Origin of the sequence: Pseudoalteromonas sp. T1lg65 (genome assembly GCF_051930985.1) — a bacterium.
Classification (GTDB): domain Bacteria; phylum Pseudomonadota; class Gammaproteobacteria; order Enterobacterales; family Alteromonadaceae; genus Pseudoalteromonas.
In genome coordinates, this window is the sequence record NZ_CP196838.1 from 795,261 (window position 1) to 813,869 (window position 18,609).

Here is an 18,609-nt window from a genome sequence, read left to right on the forward strand (position 1 = left end):
TTACTTCCTTGAATCAACGATGTTTTCTATCAATATCGCTGATTGACTAATGATGGTATTAATCGGTGCTGACAGCTTTCTTCTCCAGTTTGGATATTCCAGATCGGTACCAGGTATATTGACCGGTACTCGTTGCTTGTCCAGGTCATCAAGTTGCAACGTGAGAAGCTTAGCATTTGAATGTGCAAGGCAGATTAAAAGCGCTGAATAAACGGCTTCTTCATGGTCTTCGACTGTAAGTTGTGGACCACCTGATTCAGATATCCATTCAAGCATCTGTTGTTTTTCAACCTGTCTTTGCGAAAGCTGTGCCTGATACTCTGACTCGGTACACAATTTATATTCTAGTTTTAGCTTAAGATCATAAGCTTGCCACCAGCCACAAAAAGGCGGAACATCGTGATTGGCCACCATAAGTAAGGCGTTTTTGGCATATTGACTGGGGTGTTTAAATCGACCTAAATGGTCTTTTTCGAAGTAAAATAGAATATTGCTGTAGATATGACTCATGTGCATTGAGGTTTTTATTTCTTCAGGCACTACCCCTAGGTCTTCCCCAATAACCATGACCTTTGCTCTCGCCGACTCAATTTTTAGAATTGCTAGCAAGTGCTCAAATGGATAGTAGACATAGCAACCCGCTCGTTCACCCTCATGGCTGAAACACCACCATAACCGCCTCAACCCCATCACGTGATCAATACGCAACCCGCCGACACCGGACAAGTTAGCTCTAACCAACTGTTTAAAAAACGAAAAATGACTGTTTTTCAAGCTTACTGGATTGATAGCAGGCAGACCCCAATCTTGGCCCTTTTCAGCCCATGGATCTGGAGGTGCGCCCACATTCGCATTGTGAGAGTAAAGCCCTTGGTTAGATAGGTACTCCCTAGCATCTCTTGCACAACCTACAGCTAGGTCATTGATGAGTCCTATTTTCATACCAGATTCGATGGCGACTTTCTGACAATAGGCCAACTGCTCAAACAGCTGCCACTGCACAAAAGATTCAAATTCATCATCTGCCAACGCCGCATGGAGCTCAGGATTGGCTTGATAAAACTTCTCGAGCTCTGGTTGCCAATCTGCTTGCAACGCTTGAATCTTCGACCAATTATTTCTTAACCCCTGATACTTATACTCAACGGCGTCGGTCATATTGACAAACAGGCCATCCTCCCTGAGTTCTGGCTCCTTGCTGTTGAGTACAAGTTGTAATGACGGAAACCTTTCCGCTAGCAACTCAAATGATAGATAAAGAGGATTTAACAACCTTCTATCATTTGGGCTGTATGGGCTTGCGCGTTCGGGTTTGTCTTCAAACAACAAGTGAAGTGGATTCAGCAACACATAATCGATACTGCGTCCAGCGCATTGCTCTACTAAAGTATGCAGCTCAAAAAAATCTGCACACGGCTTGTTGGTTTCGGGGCGCAATGAATATAGTTGAATTGAAATACCAACAAGCTTTTCATCATTGGCCACAGGATCAAAACACTGTGATGGCGTCACCCACAGTTCAGTGTCAAATTGTTTACCATCGATCACAACGACCCCATTGTGGTATCCAACAGGTAATTTCGCTATGGGTACCTCAATATGAATATATTCGCAGCCTTCAAAGCTGTAGTTGCCGACCGTTGTTGCCAAACACAAATCTATCGTTGCAGTGTAATCAATTTCCTTGACCCATAGCTGCACCACATCCGGCAACCGCTCAGCAGGCAAACGAAGAGATAAAACTGGACGCTCAAAATCTACCAAGGTGATTGGTTCAACGTAACCAAGCCACTTTGCGACATCCAACTCATAGTTAAGTGAAATGACTTCTGATGGCTGGTCACATGAAATTCCGCATTCTTTCAGTGCCTGTAATCGCACTTGATGGTCAAATACGACATGCTCTCCATTATATTTGTGGTATTCGTAGCCAATGCCATACAAATATAACAGCTGAGAAACTGGGTCCATAGCTTCGATTACGCCCTTAATGTAGATACCACGCTGTTGTCTTCGCCGAAGCCATTTGGCACGTAACCATCAGCTTTTGCATCGTTGTCCCAGTACTGTCCATCAATCAAATAGCGAAAATGAAAGCGATTGTCGGCAGGAAGCCTGTGCTTAGATTTGAATACCCTATCCTTTTTAACAAACTTCATCTCCACTGGACGCCAATCAGTAAAATCACCGACTAACTCAACTTTAGTGGCTTCTGGATGCTCAAAAGAGAATGTTACTTCTGCTTCATCTTTGGTTTTGAAAAAACGCTTGGTCAGCATAATACCCCCGAATATCTGTGTGATTTCCTCTATCACAGCGCCGTGCGCTAAACTGCAAACGTTCGGTTACTGTGTACAATCTCTGGGCTGAACAATCACTTATAAGACCGCTCACTTTCCGCCCAGTAAAACAAAAATATATTGTGTTTCTATGACAGTACTTTGTGGTGCACGTTTGCACCAATATGGCGCAAAGTCACTGCTCATTTGAATATTGCGACATCAATATGAGAACTCTGCAATCCATGCGCCAAGTGTCACGGGAATTGGGGAAAAATTAGTCCAGAGCCGCATGGTTGTAAAGTGAATTTAACTAATATCTCTAGACGATGAATTAGAGAAGTTCTTTAAGTTCTTCAAATAGTTGAGGGATATCTAGGTATTAGACATTAGTCTCACATTGGCTAGGAATTACGTTGTATTACAACAAACGAGTTGCCGATTATTGCGCTGTGATAAACGGCTAATAGGTTGATAGTTACCACAGTACCACACTCTCGGGGGAAACTTCGCATAAGAAAAGCAATCATCAAGATGACTCTAGCCTCCCGCGATACTTATAAAACATTATTTGCTACAAGATATTAGCGTTCAAATTTGGTTTCCAAAATCACCGAGGAGTTGGTTCTTTCGATGCCTTCAAGATCACCAATTTCATCGAGTAAATGACTCAGTTGCTGAAGGCTTTGCGCTTGCACTATTGCGATAAGATCATATTCGCCACTAATGGCATACAAGGCCGATACATGGGGTAACTGCTGGAGTGCCAAATAGGCTTTCGCAGTAAGTTTTTGTTTTACTTTGATAGAAACATGAGCCGAAACCAAGTCATCGGTATATTCTTGGGCGAACTCAACACGATAACCTTTAATTACTCCCGACTGCTCTAACTTACTGATCCTATTTTGAACAGTGGTTCGAGACAAATGCAGTTTTCTTGCCAGCTCAGAAACGCTTTCACGCGCATTGTTCCTTAACAAAGCTATCAGTTTTTCATCTTGAGAAGTAAGCATTTTGCAACCTAACACCATCAAATTGACAAAAATCATATCAAATATGTGAAATTTTGCACTGCAAATTATCATAAAAGACCTTGATAATAGTTCCAGTTTCTAAAAATTCAATGAATACCCTCTAAAATGACAACAATTTGGGTATCTAATCAGCAAGCAAAAATCGATTAAAGAGAGGCGTCATGCAAGTAAATCGTGAGTTATTCAATGCAGTAATGGTTCCCAATTATAATCCTTCGGACATTATCCCCGTCAAAGGACTTGGTGCTACAGTTTGGGACCAAAATGGGACTGAGTATATTGATTTTGCTGGCGGTATCGCGGTTAATTGCTTAGGTCACTGCCATCCAGCGTTGGTAAACGCACTAAAAGAGCAAGGCGAAAAGCTATGGCACCTTTCAAATGTGATGACCAATGAGCCAGCGCTTCGATTAGCAAAAAAATTAACTGATGCGACGTTTGCTGAAAAAGTCTATTTTGCAAACTCGGGCGCTGAAGCAAATGAAGCGGCATTAAAACTAGCACGCCGCTTCGCACTCGATAATTACGGCGCCGACAAGACACAAATCATTTCATTTAATAAAGGTTTTCATGGCCGTACCTTCTTTACCGTCACTGTTGGCGGTCAGGCAGCTTACTCTGATGGATTTGGACCTAAGCCAGCGGACATCACTCATGTCGATTATAACGACCTAGCCGCACTTGAAGCTATCATGTCAGATAACACTTGCGCAGTAATGATGGAACCACTGCAAGGTGAAGGTGGGATCATCGCTCCTACCAATGAATTTGTGAAAGGTGTCCGAGCCCTTTGTGACAAGCACAACGCGCTATTGATTTTTGACGAAGTACAAACTGGTGTAGGTCGTACTGGCGACCTTTATGCTTACCAAGGCCTTAACGTAACACCTGATATCTTGACTACGGCTAAAGCGCTAGGTGGTGGTTTTCCAATTGGTGCCATGCTGACTACAACTGAAATTGCAGCTCACCTTAAAGTGGGTACACATGGTTCGACTTATGGTGGCAACCCGTTGGCATGTGCGGTAGCAGAAGCCGCTTTTGATACCGTTAACACTGCAGAAGTATTAAACGGTGTGAAGCAAAAAGAACAGCTTATTCGTGCAGGTTTGATGGCCATCAACGACAAATTCGATGTGTTCTCTGAAATAAGAGGTAAAGGACTGTTGCTAGGAGCTGTTTTGAATGAAAGATTCAAAGGCCAATCTCGTGACTTCTTAGTTGCCAGTAATAAACATGGTTTGATGTCTTTAGTCGCCGGTACTGACGTCGTCAGGTTCACTCCTTCGCTGGTTATCAGTGATAAAGAAATAGTTGAAGGCTTGGCTCGATTTGAAAAAGCAGTCGCAGAAGTCGTGGCAAACAAGGGGTAAAGAAGCATAGCTTCTTGTTATTATCATGCTGGTATTAAGACCTATAACACACAACGACTTCGATGCGCTTAAACGCATCGCGGTCGAATCTGGCCACGGATTTACCTCGTTGCCTGTAGACGATGAACTTCTGGCAAGTAAAATTGAACGCTCTGTTGCTAGCTTCGCAAAAGCGGTCAAATCCCCCGCTGATGAAGGCTATTTGTTTGTATTAGAAGATACCTCACAAGGCAAGATTGTGGGTACTACGGCTGTCGAAGCTGCAGTAGGTATGTCAACGCCGCTGTATCACTATCATCTCGGTAAGACGGTCCATCATTCAAGAACGTTAAATGTCTACAATACGGTTGATATCTTAACCATGTGTAACGATTACACCGGTTGTTCAGAGATATGCACTCTGTTTTTAAGAGAAAGTCACCGCCAAGGGTTTGCAGGTAGATTCTTATCACGGATTCGTTTTTCGTTTATTTCTCAACACCGAGAACGGTTCAGCGATACCATTATCGCTGAAATGCGTGGAGTCAGTGATGAACAAGGTAATTCGCCATTTTGGCGATGGCTGCAAGAGCACTTTTTCAGCATCGAATTTCCTCAGGCCGATTACTTAGTGGGTCTTGGTGATAAGGTATTCATTTGCGAACTGATGCCAAAGTACCCAATTTATGCCAATCTCCTGTCGCCTGATGCACAAGCGGTTATTGGTCAGGTCCATGAAAAGACCAAGCCTGCACTGCGGTTACTACAAAATGAAGGTTTTGAACACCGAGGTTATGTTGACCTATTTGACGCAGGTCCAACGGTGGAAGCTAAACTAGACAACATTCGTACGGTAAGAGAGTCTTTTAGTGGTGAAGTCGAAATCGTCGATACTTTACCCAGAAACACTCGGCCAATGGCGGTGTCCAATTGCTTACTAGAGGAATTTAAAGCTACTTTCAGCGATCAAATCTATCTGTGTACCGCTGAAGAAAAAATACAAATGACAGCAGAGGTCGCAAAAGCGATTAATGTGACTTCTGGTGATATGGTAAACGCATTTGCGCTTTAACGCGTTCAGTGTCGTGCTAATGCCTTGTTGAAAGGCTTAAATTATTCACTGACGACAATTTAGGAAACGATTATGCACAACAACGTAGATACACTTTTCGAAAAACTTTGGGATAACTACCTAGAAGTGACACCTTCAGCGGTCAAGGTCCATGAGCTGCTTGGCTCTACCCAACAAGACGATGTGATCAATGATCATATTGCACTACGTACATTCAACATTGAAAAAGTCGGCTTAGAAAAGCTAGCAGCGCATTTTAAAGCTGTCGGTTACAAAGAGTGTGGCGAGTATCATTTTGAAGCGAAAAAGCTTTATGCCAAGCATTTTGAACATCAAGATCCAAGCAAACCTAAAGTCTTTATCTCAGAGCTATTGGTCGATAAATTCTCGCAAGATTTGCAAAAAGTCATCCAAGAAATGGTTGAGCAAATTGACGAAGATGCCGTATCGGCCGATGACTTCTTGTATTCTGGTACCCATTGGCAAGTAAGCCACGAGACTTATCAAAAGCTGCTAGCTGAGAGTGAATATGCTGCTTGGATGTCGGCATGGGGCTACCGTGCTAATCACTTTACGGTAAGTATCAATTACTTGAAAAACTTCACAACCATCGAAGCTGTAAACCAAGCATTAAAAGACAATGGTTTTGAGCTAAACGCATCAGGCGGCGAAATCAAAGGCTCTCCTGAAGTTCTGTTAGAGCAGTCATCAACCCTTGCAGATCACCAATTGGTCACGTTTAGCGATGGTGAATACAGCATTCCGAGCTGCTTCTACGAGTTTGCACTACGCTATGCCAAGCCAGATGGCGAAATCTATACCGGCTTTGTTGCTGCATCAGCCGACAAAATCTTTGAAAGTACCAATGCCCGATAGTTAAACCGAGCTTAAGGTAGAATACCCACTGAGTATTCTACCTTTACCCCCAATAAAAGGTACAAAACGGTTTATCTCCTATTTCAATTATCCTTCCCATATAAGAGACAATTGTTATATTGTCTTGAACTGACACAAAACTGTCATTGCGGCTAGCTAGAGTAACTTTGAGTAATCGATGTCTCGCCACTTTCATTGACTTGTCTCAAGTACAAGCTTTAAAAAAAGCCACTTACTTCTGCGTACTGCGAAAAAGTGCAACAGACATCATCATTTGGAGGACTCCATCATGAATCGCCACCAGCAATTAGATGCCTATTTTGAACAACACGAAGGGCTTCTTCCTCAAACCCAAAACCTAAAGTTCGACAAAATGCGCTTGAGCCCTTTTAGGTTCTTTAGAGGCAGTGCAGCATTGATGTACCATGACCTGAAGTCCGGCTTCATTAAATTGCCTGAGTCTGCATATCAACCTGAACTGACTAACATTATGGGTGACTGCCACACCAGTAATTTTGGGTTTCATAGCGAAGAAGGCAGTCATGGTGATACCTTAATATTTGAACCAAATGATTTTGATGATGCCTGTGTCGGCCATGCAGTATGGGATGTGTTCCGATTTCTAGTCAGTTTACCTTTAACACAGCTGGAAGGCTGCCGGATTAAAGAAAGCGCTATTGATTTACAAGACAAAACCAAACCTATAGTGACAAAAGAACAGGTAGTCCAAGCGCAATATGAGTTTATCGCTGGATATTTAAGCGCCTGTGAATTGTCTTTAAAAAACGAAATAAACAGTCACACTGGACTCACCCAATTTGATCAAACTCACATTCTGCATAAACGCTGGCAAAAAGGCCTACAGCGTATGGCTGGTGGCGCTGCGTTCACGATTAAAAGTACCCTTGCAAAAGAAGTCGACTTAGATGCCAAACCACTGCGTTTTCGCGATGATAAGTTAAGATTTGTGCGCTTAAACTCTGAACAGCAACAAGCCTTGTGTCATGAGTTTGCACCGTATGTAGACGACAGTATATTGGACTGCGTCGCCAGAGTAGATCAAGGGACCGGTTCGTTGCATCTCGCCCGCTACTATTTGCTTGTTGGACCGTTACAGCAAAAACCAACCAAATCGATTTTACCTCTATGTCATATCGTAGAGATTAAACAACAGCAACAGGCTTCACCGCTGCGTTTTTTTGATGGCTTGAGTCCGATAAACCGGCTGAATCCCGCTCATCTGACCGTTAATTGTCAGCGAAAAATGCAACGAAGAGCCGATTTAATTTTAGATAGCGCTTTTTGGCAAGAAAGTCATTGGCTCATTCGTTCGAGACATCACGCTAAAGTCGGGATCAGTCCAGAAGATGTAACAATAGGTAAGCGTGCCGCAAATAAAGCTGGATTTAGCCAATATGCACACACATGCGGTCATGCTTTGGCATTATCACATATGCGGGCAGACAGGAGATCCCTAGAATTTCAAAAAGGGATACTACAACACTTCCCTGATGTGGTGGATAATTTAGTTCAACAAGCCAGTCATTATGCCGAAACGGTACAAGCCGATTGGCGCTGGTTTGCTAGCAAAATCGATAATACCTAAATACCCTCTACTGCGGATAAGGGTTTTGAAAGTGTCAACATTTAAGAACTCAAGACGCTTTTAATACCAAGGCATTTTTATGCAGTAATAGCTAGCTATTACAAGTGAACGCAACGGTGGTCGTGGCCAAAATAGCATATTCGCTTCGCAGCTGAAATGTAATAGTAAAGGCGCTCAGACAGCGCCTTGTCTATTTGATTTATTCAAGCAATATATGTTGGTATGGTTGTGATGCCATCATGGGCGAAAATTCAGTGATGGTATATTCCATGACACCAGTTTGCACAAAAGGGTCATGCTCCAGCACGTGCAATAATTCCTCCTTACTCGCGTGCTGAGAGATCAAAATTCCTCCGGTTCTTGGGACTTTACGCCCTCCAAATAATAAGTTGTTCGATGCATATTCCTTCGCCAAATAGGCTTTGTGTAACTCGGTTACTTCCGGTGTCACTTTTGAAATATCGGTAAACGTCATATCGACTAAAAACATCATTTCCTCGCTTTATTAGATAGATAAGTTAAAATAATCGCTACTTTTTCCGTAGCAATTTACCGCTACTTTTTTAGAAGCGCAAGGATTATGACGACACCATTACCAAATTCCCCAGTGAGAGGATCCGATAGCGGCGTTGCTATCATGGCAGTTTTCGACCTACTTGGCCGCAAGTGGAATATGCGAATTTTGTGGGAGCTGAATAAACAACCTATGAGTTTCAGAGGGTTACAATCACAATGTGACCACATGTCTCCTTCCGTACTAAACACTCGAATTAAACAACTCACTGAGGCAAAACTTATCAGTAAATCCGTTGATGGTTATTTACTTACAGAGTTAGGAAGTTCCCTTATGGAGACATTAAACCCATTAAGGCAATGGTCGGCTAAATGGGAAAAGCAACTTAGCTAGTGATTGAAGCCGCTTACTCGGATAAATATCAAACTTGACCGACAGGCTCACATAAATGCTTTATGCGCTGTATCACTGATAGCTGTTTGTTTGTAGTTCAAGACGATCTCAAATCAATGTCTTGACTAAATGTTTCGTCCGGCACATCTTTCACCAATGCTTGGCCCGCTATTGGCGTATTTCTATTAAAAGTGAGTGTTGAACTACCATATAATTGCCAACCATTGTTCAACGACTCTGACACACGCATGCAAATCAACGCTTTAATACTAAACACCTAAGCATTATTAAATCTGAGTAAAACGGTTCAGCATAAAACTATTTAATTCGAACTATTAATAAGAAAGTAGCCAAATGACAGCAACTTTCTTAATTCAAACAATCCGATTACAAGCCAGTAAAGACTATGGTAAGCACTTAACCATCATCGTTGGACAAATATCAAGTGCTGAATTACAAGGGATAGTCTGCGGACACAATAACGCCGTATTACATTCGTTAACTAAAGAAGCAATTCTGCCACCAGCTACCTGAGGAGTCTGTGCAAAAGGAAGCTGACCATTGGTTTTATTTAATACTTTAATGCTTTTTTTATTAAGTGTAAGTTTCATTTAAAATTTCCTTTTAAACTGATTAATATTAAGCCCTTTACCCTAGGGATTAATAACTGCTTTCTAATGATTGGCTAGTACTTGTTACTAGTACCGGCCCGAGTTGTAATTGAATGTCGCTATTAGCAAGCGCGTCTTGAAGGACAACGCATGTCTAATGTAGGGCAATCGTAATGTTTACCAACTGTGTGTGGTAATCTACCGCCAGCGATTAGAGGGGTTTGTGCAAATGGTAACTGGTTACCTTGTTGAGTAAGAACTTTTATACTCTTTTTATTTAATTTAAATTTCATAGTTAATTTCCTTTTAAAAAAACCACCAGCATTTTGACCCTTCATGAGGTACATATCAAGCTAATATCCATAAAAGTGAACAATATAGTCAAATTATCTAAGTGATATGAATAACGATTAAGAAGCTATTGTGCATAAAAAAAGCAAGCGCTATAACCCTAACTTTTCAATTTGCTCTGCTACGGTAACGCCACTTCTAACCGCGCCTTCCATATAACCTAAGTAAAGTGTGTCGGTGTGCTCACCGGCAAAATAAATTCGCCCAACCGGCGCTTTAAACAAGTCCCAATACTTAGTAACTTGGCCGGGTCCGTAAGCAAGGAAGCCGCCTTTAGTCCATTCTTCATTCAGCCAATTTTGCGCTTTGGCTTCAACAAAGTATTGTGAAGATCCAGGATACATTATCTCAATTTCATCAAGACGCGCGTCTATAATCTGCTGATCTGTCCATTGCTGTTGCATTTTGCTGTAATCACCAGAGGTGTAAGCAATTAATATTCCTCCTTCACCACCTTGACGCTCTGTCGTTTCCCAAGTCCAACCTGTAGGTAAACTGGCAACCACTGTGTCACCACCTAGGTTTTGGTCAAGCCAAAAGCGTTTGCTATATCTAAGCAGTACCTTAGAGTGTGTTCCGTAGTTTATATTGTCGGCAGCTTGACGCATTGCTTCTGGTAAAGCCGGAGAGAAAGCAATCTTATTGAGTACCTTGAGTGGCACGGTAACAACAATAACATCAGCTCTAAACTCACTGTCAGTCACGGTATTTACCACTACTTTATTATCGACCTGAGTAATTTTGGTTACAGCTTGACTAACCAAAATATCGCCTTCAATATTATCTGCAAATGCTTGCACCATTGCCCGACCACCTTTTAAGAAACGAAACGCTTCAACATCATCTTCCGAGACATTTTCATACACCTTGGCATACTGAGCTAAATGTAATAACGAGAGGTCACTCGGTTCATCAAATTCGCCACGAACAAATTGCTCAGCAAGCTGTTTAGCACTTGGGTGGAGCTGCAAATCGTCAATCCAGCTTTGTACGTTTTGCAAATCATAGTCTTGTGCCAAAGATAACTGGGCTGGCTTTTCAGGGTCTGGAACTGCATCCGCTAGCATACTGAGTTGATCGTTAAACCGATTGAAATCGATTACCACCGCTGAGTCATAATTTTCTTCAAAATCGGTGTAGCTTACCAATTGCCCATCAATGTAATATGCGCCGCTCTCTATATCTCCCCAATAGCCGGTGTCGGCAAGTTCAACGTTGAACAAACTTGCATAGCGATGAAGTTCTTTATGGACCGTTTCGCCATCTATAAACTCTCCACCTATTTCACCCGTCTTGTCGCCCATTTCTATCGTTGCGACTCGCCCACCAATTCGATCGCGCGCTTCCAATACCGTGACAGAATAACCAAGTTGCTCAAGTTCGTAAGCAGCGGTTAAACCCGCCAAGCCTGCCCCTACGATAATTGCATCCCTCGTTTTTGCGAGTGGAGGTGGCTCAACAACATCTTTGTTTTCACTGCCACATGCAGCTAAAAATGTCGTTACAAATAAAACCATAATTACTTGACGGAAAAAGTCCTTTTCCCAAAATTTCATGATAAAGCTCCTAATAAAGTTAATATTTCACAGACCCAGTAAAGTCAGCGGGTCGCAACCATGACTGTCCGATACCTTTTCAAAAACCTAAAAATGAAAACCACACCTCAGTCACAGGTTGGAATTTTAAAAGGTACAATCAGTACTAAGCAAGCAAAAAAATTAACAAATAAAAACACTTTTGTTACCTCTGCTAATGTCTTGCCCTTTTAATCGTTTATAAAACGAAGGCGCACAACAACTACATAACCATTTAGTTTTAAATTTTCTGGCTATACTTAATCAAATCAATACTATCCAACTGTGTGAACCAATCTTGCTTACAATAAAATCCGCATGGAAAAGGTCTTTGCTTTATCTATCCTTTGTCGGCGCTTATATTACCAGCGGTCATTTACTGTTGTTTTTCACCGTTCAATCACAAGTTTTGCCGATTTGGCTGCCGGCAGGTTTTGCATTAACTGGCACTTATCTTTTTGGATTTCGCTTTCTCCCTGGGGTATTTTTCGCGTCAGCGTTTTTCAACTGGAGTGTCTCAACTAGCGATTTCATAAGTCTGTCTTGGCTGCAACTAAAAGAAGTAAGCATGATCGCAAGTGGCGCAATGCTACAAGCCCTAGTTGGTGGTTTGCTACTAAGAAAATGGTTAGGGAACCCCATTTTTCCAACCACCAGAAAGCATGCCTTTTTCACAATTGGACTCGTCGGCATTGCGGTCAATCTAATTTCTGCCAATATTGGCGTTTCAGCATTAAGCTTATTCAATCCTAATTACAGTGCCGATAGTCATTGGAATAACGTGTTGTTCTGGTGGTTTGGTGATAGCTTAGGCGTCATACTTATCACCCCGATCCTCATGGTGCTACTGCAACCTTGGTTAGTTGACTATAGAAATAAACCGCGAGCTTGGAGTGCTTTGTTTAGTAGTCTAGCGCTGACTTGTTCCGTTGCTCTAACCACCTATTTATATACAGAAAACAATCAAAAAAATGCAGCACGCGTGGCAGAACGGGAAGCTCAAGTCGTCGAGAATATACTCCATCGATACTTAGATCGTACCCTCGTTGCTGCTTACGATTTAGCGGCGGTGATACATAAAAATCCAGATATCAGCCTAGACGAGTTTAAAGTTAAAGCCGATAAGTTGCGTCAGCAATATCCATTTATAAAAGCGCAATCTTGGAATCGCTACATCAACAACGATGGGATCCAAGCGTTAAACGCCAAGCTGCAAAGACTATATGGCGATAACGTTAATATTAAAGGCACGCCGCTACTGGAGTCTGATCCGCTTGTCGTCGTCACTTATATCTCCCCTGAAGCGCAAAATAGCAATGCTTTAGGGTTTAATGTCTATTCACGACCAGACCGAAAAGCTGCGCTCAATGCCGCCATACAGTCCAATGCACCACAGGCATCTGGTATCTTGCAGCTGGTGCAAAGTAAAACACCACAACCTGCCTATTTACTGTTTACTCCGGTTTATGGGCAATCAGTAGAAGGAAGTATCAATTCTGCGAGATTACAAGGCTTTGCAACGATTGTTGTAGACGCAAATATAATTGCAGCGCAAGCCTTGGCGCAAAGTAATACTAATATGCTCGATATCTCTCTTTATGAGATGGGTTCAATACAACCTTTTTATCGGAACCGAGAGACTGACTCAACTTCTCATCACCCGTATATTGGGGAGCGTACTCTGCATTTTGCCGGACAAAAATGGTTAATGAAGCTTCGATTAAGAGATGAGTTCATCGCAAGCTTAAATCTACAACAAACCTTGATGTTGATGATCTTACAGGTGTCTATCTGTAGCCTGCTCTCTTTGCTGGTACTGCTATTTATGCGGCAAAATGAAGCGCTAAATAACCTTGTTGAAATAAAAACCAGATCGTTAGAACAAGCCAAACAAGAATCAGATTTTGCCAACCAAGCAAAAAGTCGTTTCCTCGCTAACATGAGTCATGAAATAAGAACGCCATTAAATGCCGTGATAGGGTTTTCATCACTCGCAAAAGTAAGCCAATCGAACGAAGAATTGCAAAGTTACATAAAACGCATTGGACTGGCAGCCACCACCTTACTGAATCTCGTTAACGACATTCTCGATATATCAAAAATCGAATCCAACAACATGGAATTAGAAGAACATGATTTCAACCTGACGGAATTGCTGGAACGCTTAGATAGCATGTTTGCCTCAATTGCGTCAGAAAAAGGACTATCTTGGCAAATTGAGCACCAGCTTCCCAAGGAGTGTTGGATAAAAGGTGATATGTTGCGACTGGAACAAATACTTATCAACTTGAGCAGTAATGCAATTAAGTTCACTTCTGTGGGCAAAGTAACGTTGCATATTGAAGCTCAATCCACTGCTGGCGTAATCACTTTAACCATAACCGTAACAGATACCGGTATAGGTATTGATAAGGACAAGCAAAACCTCATTTTTGCTCCTTTTAGCCAAGCCGATAGCTCCACTTCTCGCCAATATGGTGGTACTGGACTGGGGCTTGCTATATCAAAAGAGCTGACTGAGTTAATGGGTGGCAGTTTAACCCTCAATAGTAAACTCGGGAAAGGTTCGACTTTTCAAATAACACTGTCTTTACCAGAGGGAACGCGCCCTCAAGCAACATCCTTAGATATTGACGGATCTGCGATTAGCGGGTTAAAAGTATTGGTGGCAGAGGATAATCCAGTTAACCGAGTTGTGATCAACGCCATGTTAAATTCATTCGGTATCGAGCCAAAAATTGTCGAAAATGGTCAACTAGCCGTTGAAGCAATCCAAGCTGAACCATTTGATATGGTGCTAATGGACTGCCAGATGCCGGTATTAGACGGCTATGAAGCTACAGCCAAAGTGCGCGAGAAGTTCTCACAATCTCAACTGCCAATTATCGCTCTGACCGCCGATGTAATGCCCGAGCATAAGGCGCAAGCCGAAGCGATTGGCTTTAATAGTCACCTTGCAAAACCCATTGATAGAGAGCGGCTGGCTGAAATTTTAATGCGGACCATTGATAACAAGCAAAAACTTTAACGCATTGTTGACTATCGAGTGTTGTCAGTTACTGATTTCTGGAACCGCTATGACCAAGCCATCTTTCGCGAAGGTCAATTCACCATCGAAGTATTGTTTGGCTTCCTTTTCTAATGGCTTGAGCATGCCTTTGCCATGATAACGAACACTAAAGTGAGTCAGTATGAGATGTTTAACGCCCGCGGCTTTGGCAAACTCACAGATACGTTTTGCATCACTATGGCCGGTATGACCGCCTACTTTATTAAGATCAAAAGAAGTAAAGGTGGCTTCATGAACGAGTAAATCAATGTCAGCGATAACCGGTTTTAACAGCGAAGGCTTTTCATTGTCGCCACAAATCACCACTTTTCTGGGACACCAGCTAGGATAAGTATAATCAATCGCGAGCAACTTCCGACCATCATAAATCGCGTCGAGCCCCTTTTGTAACGCGTTATAGTGAGCCCCCGTTTCAACCCCCTCACTTTTGAGCTTTTCTATCTTAAGCTTTTTGGGCACTTTAACTTCAGTGATTTTATAGGCGACACTTGGCACTCGATGCTGAAGCGCTGAAACCTCAATGTCGCAAAAATCAAATGCGGAGGTTTTAGGTAATGTGTCGAGTGACTGCATTTTCAGATCAAAGTCTAACTCAACTTGTGTCATGGACAGCGTCGCTCTCACAAATTCAATAACTTCATTAGGCGCTATCAAGGTAACTGGACGAGTGCGTCCAGACTGAGCAATAGAAGCAATTAACCCAGGCAAACCATAACAGTGATCACCGTGTAAATGTGTAATGCATATCACCTCTAAGTGATACAACGACAGCTCACTGGCTAATAGCCTATGTTGTGTCGCTTCTCCACAATCTACCAACACCCATTGTTTGGTATTGCAAAAACTCACCCCTGTCGCTGATACATTTCTGGTTTTTGAAGGGCTACCGGATGAGGTGCCTAAAAAGTGAACTTTCATCGCTAATCCATTTACTTCGTTGTTTTTCAATACCACTATATCAAGTAGAACCGCGTACTACTCGCGATTATCTCTGAAGTTTACCTAGCGTTTTCACTCTTGCTAACTGCAAAGGAGTTATTTATGAATTTAAACGCTCAAGACTGCCTAGTTTTGGTCATTGATATTCAAGAAAAATTTCGCCCTCACATCGACAGCTTCGCTGACGTAGAAAGTAATGTCGAAACATTATTGACTGCCGCTGAAATACTTGGTGTTCCTACTTTGCTTTTCGAGCAATACCCACAAGGTTTGGGTCACAGTGCGAACAAGCTCCTCGCCTTCAAGCACACCGCCATTGAAAAATGTTCGTTCAGTGCCTATCTGGATAATGAACTTAAGCAAAAAGTAAAAGCAACGCAGAAACACTCCTTGATTGTGGTCGGATTAGAAACCCATATTTGTGTTCAACAAACCGTTAATGACTTGCTGAACGATAGCTTCAATGTCGTTATTTTGGCTGACTGTGTCTGCTCCAGAAACAGTAAACACACACAATGGGCACTTTCACAAATGCAAGCCGATGGTGCTCGACTTATGAGCTTGGAATCAGCGCTATTTCAGTGGCTTACGTCAGCAAAAAACCCACACTTTAAATCTATTTCTAACTTAATCAAGTGATCTGCAACGCCACTTACAACGTTTATCAGATTGAGGTGAAACATGAAAAATGAACTCGACAGCCGATTTTTACTAAATGTTTTTGAATATATTCAACAGCATGGAGAAAGCACCGAAAACGGTAAGTTTTATGAAGGTGTTACCGCATTCTCCGATCCCGACGGTTATACAATTTATCTGCAAGGCAGTGGAGTAATGCTACGCTCTGGTTTTCATAACACTTACCACCTTGACTATCAGCACGAAAAGCACAAAGACGATTTCATCAATAAATTGAAACACATATACAACAAAGCCAATGAGTAGCTACTATCCATTTTCAAACCGAGGGCGTAAAAACAACCGTGTACGCCCTGAAAGCGAGCACAGTAAACGTTTTATCACGCAGGTAGTCGCTCGCTTAAAAGACGACCCAAGCAAACTCAACATTATTCGCAACAACCTTTCCTACTATAAACAACAACGGTTCTTAAAACGTGGTTTCCTGATTGCAGTCGACAGATTCGAGTGGGTGTTTGAAGTCGATCAAGATGTTAATCGTATTTGTGAGCAACTACTGGCAGACGATTATATTGGTAAGCGATTGCGTCGCTACCCTTTATTATTCAAAGGCGTATTAGATGATTAATGTCGTGTGGTTGAAGCGTGATTTTCGTCTCGAGGATCATTTGCCTATATTTGAAGCCACTGCATCAGCTTATCCCACCTTGTTTGTGTACATCATTGAGCCGCAATATTGGCAACTCGCTGACACCAGTGCCAGACAATTTGGCTTCATCCGAGAAAGCCTACTTGGCTTGGCCAAATTATTAGCTGAGAGAGGTGCGTCACTCACAATCCGCAAGGGTAATATTATTGATGTGTTTGAGAAAATCCATAACTACATTGCAATTGATACGCTATTTTGCCATCAAGAAACAGGCAACCCTTGGACTTATCAAAGAGACAGCCAGGTATTTGCGTGGTGCAAAACTAAAAGTATTAAAATCAAGGAGTTTCAGCAGCAGGCAGTGTTTAGAGGAAGACTTAACCGAGACGATTGGCAAACACAAGCCGATGCGTTTTTGTCAGCCCCCATCACGAAGATCCCGAGTAAACTGAACAGCTTTCTTGTTAATCACTCAGGCCTGAGCTTGCTTGATGAGTATCCCGGCAATGATACAAACTATGCACGTAATCCTCAGCATGGAGGCTATCTGAACGCGACTCGCACTTTAAGTTCGTTCTTAAATGCTCGTATTGAGCGCTATCTATACGGTATTTCCAGTCCCGTGACAGCGCAACAGGCCTGCTCACGACTAAGCCCTTACCTGTGCTACGGTCTGCTGAGTTTACGACAAGTATTACAGCAAACTCTTGAGCAAGTACCTCATAGCCGTAACCGTTCGGGGTTTTTGTCTAGACTCTACTGGCATAGTCACTTTGTACAAAAGTTAGAGTCAGAACCCTGTTATGCCGAGCGCTCTGTGCATCGCTCTTTAATCGAAATGCGTGCAAACGACTTTTGCGAACTGAAATTTCAGCGTTGGGCGAAAGGTGAAACCGGTGTCCCCTTTGTCGATGCCTGCATGAGAATGCTCATTGATACAGGTTGGATTAACTTTCGCATGCGCGCAATGCTAATGGCATACGCCAGCTATCACTTATGGCTAGATTGGCCAAAAACCGCTGCGCATTTAGCAAGCTTATTTATCGACTACGAGCCGGGTATTCACTATCCCCAAGTGCAAATGCAAGCAGGCACCACGGGGATTAACCCATTTCGTATTTATAACCCAGTGGTGCAAGGGAAAAAGTACGACCCTGAGGGACATTTTATCCGCCACTATATTCCTGAACTGGCTCATGTGCCCGACGGCTATATTCATACACCTTGGTTGTTTTCAGGCATTAAAGAAGATCTCTATACATTACCGGAACTAGATCCCGACCAGGCAGCCAAGGCTGCGAAACAGAAAATTGCTGAATACTATAAATCACACATAGATAGCCAAGAAACACAAAGAGTGATCAGTAAGCATGCTTCTCGAAAACGCAAAAGCAAACGAAAGCCTAGTCCAAAAGACAAACACGACCCGATGCAAAATCAATTGTCTTTACTGTGATCTATTTCTAGGTAGCTGCGTTTAAATAGATAGTTCTGATCTTTCAAGCTTGTTTTTGTAACAAAGAAACAGGCTCTAACACACTTTGACTAAGTGACTTTTTGGCGCATCTCCTCGATGTGCCTTTTTTTACCTGTAATTCATCCCAAGCAACGAGCATCACATCTCTTACACATGACCAATTCAGATAAAAG

The 18,609-nt window shown here is 42.4% G+C and carries 19 protein-coding genes; 10 read left to right on the forward strand and 9 right to left on the reverse strand.

Features of this window, described 5'->3' with window-relative positions:
- The 3 genes from malQ to ACSLBF_RS20575 form a co-directional block, all read right to left on the reverse strand.
- The gene (gene malQ, locus ACSLBF_RS20565) at positions 1 to 1,971 is read right to left on the reverse strand and encodes a 4-alpha-glucanotransferase (RefSeq protein ID WP_440056500.1); all 1,971 of its coding nucleotides are present in this window, start codon (positions 1,969 to 1,971) and stop codon (positions 1 to 3) included.
- Between the two features lie 8 nt (positions 1,972 to 1,979).
- On the reverse strand, positions 1,980 to 2,279 hold the full coding sequence (locus ACSLBF_RS20570) for an isoamylase early set domain-containing protein (RefSeq protein WP_440056501.1): 300 nt from the start codon (positions 2,277 to 2,279) through the stop codon (positions 1,980 to 1,982).
- Between the two features lie 584 nt (positions 2,280 to 2,863).
- Positions 2,864 to 3,292 (reverse strand): Lrp/AsnC family transcriptional regulator, encoded by a 429-nt coding sequence (locus ACSLBF_RS20575; RefSeq protein ID WP_440056502.1) that lies wholly within the window; start codon positions 3,290 to 3,292, stop codon positions 2,864 to 2,866.
- A 182-nt stretch (positions 3,293 to 3,474) separates the two neighbouring features.
- On the opposite strand from ACSLBF_RS20575, the gene ACSLBF_RS20580 reads away from it, so the two are divergent.
- The 4 genes from ACSLBF_RS20580 (at position 3,475) to ACSLBF_RS20595 (ending at position 8,219) form a co-directional block, all read left to right on the forward strand.
- The gene (locus ACSLBF_RS20580) at positions 3,475 to 4,686 is read left to right on the forward strand and encodes an aspartate aminotransferase family protein (protein ID WP_440056503.1); all 1,212 of its coding nucleotides are present in this window, start codon (positions 3,475 to 3,477) and stop codon (positions 4,684 to 4,686) included.
- Between the two features lie 25 nt (positions 4,687 to 4,711).
- Positions 4,712 to 5,737 (forward strand): arginine N-succinyltransferase, encoded by a 1,026-nt coding sequence (astA, locus tag ACSLBF_RS20585; protein WP_440056504.1) that lies wholly within the window; start codon positions 4,712 to 4,714, stop codon positions 5,735 to 5,737.
- A gap of 72 nt (positions 5,738 to 5,809) precedes the next feature.
- Positions 5,810 to 6,613, forward strand: a complete 804-nt coding sequence (locus tag ACSLBF_RS20590; RefSeq protein ID WP_440056505.1) for a DUF1338 domain-containing protein — start codon at positions 5,810 to 5,812, stop codon at positions 6,611 to 6,613.
- A gap of 289 nt (positions 6,614 to 6,902) precedes the next feature.
- Entirely contained in the window at positions 6,903 to 8,219 is a 1,317-nt protein-coding gene (locus ACSLBF_RS20595) for a DUF2252 family protein (protein ID WP_440056507.1), read from the forward strand.
- Between the two features lie 199 nt (positions 8,220 to 8,418).
- Here the strand turns inward: ACSLBF_RS20595 and ACSLBF_RS20600 are convergent, their stop codons facing one another.
- Positions 8,419 to 8,712 carry a YciI family protein gene (locus ACSLBF_RS20600; RefSeq protein ID WP_440056508.1) on the reverse strand — a complete coding sequence of 98 codons (294 nt, stop codon included), beginning with the start codon at positions 8,710 to 8,712 and terminating at the stop codon, positions 8,419 to 8,421.
- Positions 8,713 to 8,799: 87 nt separating this feature from the next.
- Between ACSLBF_RS20600 and ACSLBF_RS20605 the strand changes: the two genes are divergently transcribed.
- Complete coding sequence (locus ACSLBF_RS20605; RefSeq protein WP_440056509.1) at positions 8,800 to 9,126, forward strand: winged helix-turn-helix transcriptional regulator; 327 nt, start codon at positions 8,800 to 8,802, stop codon at positions 9,124 to 9,126.
- A 97-nt stretch (positions 9,127 to 9,223) separates the two neighbouring features.
- On the opposite strand, the gene ACSLBF_RS20610 is transcribed toward ACSLBF_RS20605, so the two are convergent.
- The 4 genes from ACSLBF_RS20610 to ACSLBF_RS20625 form a co-directional block, all read right to left on the reverse strand.
- Positions 9,224 to 9,376 (reverse strand): DUF1737 domain-containing protein, encoded by a 153-nt coding sequence (locus ACSLBF_RS20610; protein WP_440056510.1) that lies wholly within the window; start codon positions 9,374 to 9,376, stop codon positions 9,224 to 9,226.
- Between the two features lie 154 nt (positions 9,377 to 9,530).
- Entirely contained in the window at positions 9,531 to 9,737 is a 207-nt protein-coding gene (locus ACSLBF_RS20615; RefSeq protein ID WP_440056511.1) for a hypothetical protein, read from the reverse strand.
- A 122-nt stretch (positions 9,738 to 9,859) separates the two neighbouring features.
- Entirely contained in the window at positions 9,860 to 10,030 is a 171-nt protein-coding gene (locus ACSLBF_RS20620) for a hypothetical protein (protein WP_440056512.1), read from the reverse strand.
- A gap of 150 nt (positions 10,031 to 10,180) precedes the next feature.
- Positions 10,181 to 11,644 (reverse strand): flavin monoamine oxidase family protein, encoded by a 1,464-nt coding sequence (locus ACSLBF_RS20625; RefSeq protein ID WP_440056513.1) that lies wholly within the window; start codon positions 11,642 to 11,644, stop codon positions 10,181 to 10,183.
- A 349-nt stretch (positions 11,645 to 11,993) separates the two neighbouring features.
- Here ACSLBF_RS20625 and ACSLBF_RS20630 point away from each other — a divergent pair, with 349 nt between their 5' ends.
- The gene (locus ACSLBF_RS20630; RefSeq protein ID WP_440056514.1) at positions 11,994 to 14,690 is read left to right on the forward strand and encodes an ATP-binding protein; all 2,697 of its coding nucleotides are present in this window, start codon (positions 11,994 to 11,996) and stop codon (positions 14,688 to 14,690) included.
- A 24-nt stretch (positions 14,691 to 14,714) separates the two neighbouring features.
- On the opposite strand, the gene ACSLBF_RS20635 is transcribed toward ACSLBF_RS20630, so the two are convergent.
- Positions 14,715 to 15,650: a ribonuclease Z gene (locus tag ACSLBF_RS20635; protein ID WP_440056515.1), complete on the reverse strand. Its 936-nt coding sequence runs from the start codon at positions 15,648 to 15,650 to the stop codon at positions 14,715 to 14,717.
- 123 nt (positions 15,651 to 15,773) lie between these two features.
- Here ACSLBF_RS20635 and ACSLBF_RS20640 point away from each other — a divergent pair, with 123 nt between their 5' ends.
- Genes ACSLBF_RS20640 through ACSLBF_RS20655 form a run of 4 tightly spaced genes read left to right on the forward strand, consistent with a single transcriptional unit; the run spans position 15,774 to position 18,415 of the window.
- Positions 15,774 to 16,310 carry an isochorismatase family protein gene (locus tag ACSLBF_RS20640; RefSeq protein WP_440056516.1) on the forward strand — a complete coding sequence of 179 codons (537 nt, stop codon included), beginning with the start codon at positions 15,774 to 15,776 and terminating at the stop codon, positions 16,308 to 16,310.
- Positions 16,311 to 16,352: 42 nt separating this feature from the next.
- Positions 16,353 to 16,616 carry a DUF3081 domain-containing protein gene (locus tag ACSLBF_RS20645; RefSeq protein WP_440056517.1) on the forward strand — a complete coding sequence of 88 codons (264 nt, stop codon included), beginning with the start codon at positions 16,353 to 16,355 and terminating at the stop codon, positions 16,614 to 16,616.
- Positions 16,609 to 16,938, forward strand: coding sequence for a hypothetical protein (locus tag ACSLBF_RS20650; protein WP_440056518.1), 330 nt, complete (start codon positions 16,609 to 16,611; stop codon positions 16,936 to 16,938). Before ACSLBF_RS20645 ends, ACSLBF_RS20650 begins: the two co-directional genes overlap by 8 nt.
- On the forward strand, positions 16,931 to 18,415 hold the full coding sequence (locus tag ACSLBF_RS20655; protein WP_440056519.1) for an FAD-binding domain-containing protein: 1,485 nt from the start codon (positions 16,931 to 16,933) through the stop codon (positions 18,413 to 18,415). Before ACSLBF_RS20650 ends, ACSLBF_RS20655 begins: the two co-directional genes overlap by 8 nt.
- Positions 18,416 to 18,609: the final 194 nt, after the last annotated feature.

What these genes read in the sequence shown, in the direction of transcription:
- ACSLBF_RS20650 (WP_440056518.1), top strand. Translation starts at nt 16,609, where the DNA reads ATGAGTAGCTACTATCCATTTTCAAACCGAGGGCGTAAAAACAACCGT.
- ACSLBF_RS20595 (WP_440056507.1), top strand. Translation starts at nt 6,903, where the DNA reads ATGAATCGCCACCAGCAATTAGATGCCTATTTTGAACAACACGAAGGG.
- ACSLBF_RS20625 (WP_440056513.1), bottom strand. Translation starts at nt 11,644, where the DNA reads ATGAAATTTTGGGAAAAGGACTTTTTCCGTCAAGTAATTATGGTTTTA.
- ACSLBF_RS20570 (WP_440056501.1), bottom strand. Translation starts at nt 2,279, where the DNA reads ATGCTGACCAAGCGTTTTTTCAAAACCAAAGATGAAGCAGAAGTAACA.
- ACSLBF_RS20645 (WP_440056517.1), top strand. Translation starts at nt 16,353, where the DNA reads ATGAAAAATGAACTCGACAGCCGATTTTTACTAAATGTTTTTGAATAT.
- astA (WP_440056504.1), top strand. Translation starts at nt 4,712, where the DNA reads ATGCTGGTATTAAGACCTATAACACACAACGACTTCGATGCGCTTAAA.
- ACSLBF_RS20600 (WP_440056508.1), bottom strand. Translation starts at nt 8,712, where the DNA reads ATGATGTTTTTAGTCGATATGACGTTTACCGATATTTCAAAAGTGACA.
- ACSLBF_RS20575 (WP_440056502.1), bottom strand. Translation starts at nt 3,292, where the DNA reads ATGCTTACTTCTCAAGATGAAAAACTGATAGCTTTGTTAAGGAACAAT.
- malQ (WP_440056500.1), bottom strand. Translation starts at nt 1,971, where the DNA reads ATGGACCCAGTTTCTCAGCTGTTATATTTGTATGGCATTGGCTACGAA.
- ACSLBF_RS20620 (WP_440056512.1), bottom strand. Translation starts at nt 10,030, where the DNA reads ATGAAATTTAAATTAAATAAAAAGAGTATAAAAGTTCTTACTCAACAA.
- ACSLBF_RS20655 (WP_440056519.1), top strand. Translation starts at nt 16,931, where the DNA reads ATGATTAATGTCGTGTGGTTGAAGCGTGATTTTCGTCTCGAGGATCAT.
- ACSLBF_RS20605 (WP_440056509.1), top strand. Translation starts at nt 8,800, where the DNA reads ATGACGACACCATTACCAAATTCCCCAGTGAGAGGATCCGATAGCGGC.
- ACSLBF_RS20640 (WP_440056516.1), top strand. Translation starts at nt 15,774, where the DNA reads ATGAATTTAAACGCTCAAGACTGCCTAGTTTTGGTCATTGATATTCAA.
- ACSLBF_RS20580 (WP_440056503.1), top strand. Translation starts at nt 3,475, where the DNA reads ATGCAAGTAAATCGTGAGTTATTCAATGCAGTAATGGTTCCCAATTAT.
- ACSLBF_RS20590 (WP_440056505.1), top strand. Translation starts at nt 5,810, where the DNA reads ATGCACAACAACGTAGATACACTTTTCGAAAAACTTTGGGATAACTAC.
- ACSLBF_RS20610 (WP_440056510.1), bottom strand. Translation starts at nt 9,376, where the DNA reads ATGCGTGTGTCAGAGTCGTTGAACAATGGTTGGCAATTATATGGTAGT.
- ACSLBF_RS20635 (WP_440056515.1), bottom strand. Translation starts at nt 15,650, where the DNA reads ATGAAAGTTCACTTTTTAGGCACCTCATCCGGTAGCCCTTCAAAAACC.
- ACSLBF_RS20615 (WP_440056511.1), bottom strand. Translation starts at nt 9,737, where the DNA reads ATGAAACTTACACTTAATAAAAAAAGCATTAAAGTATTAAATAAAACC.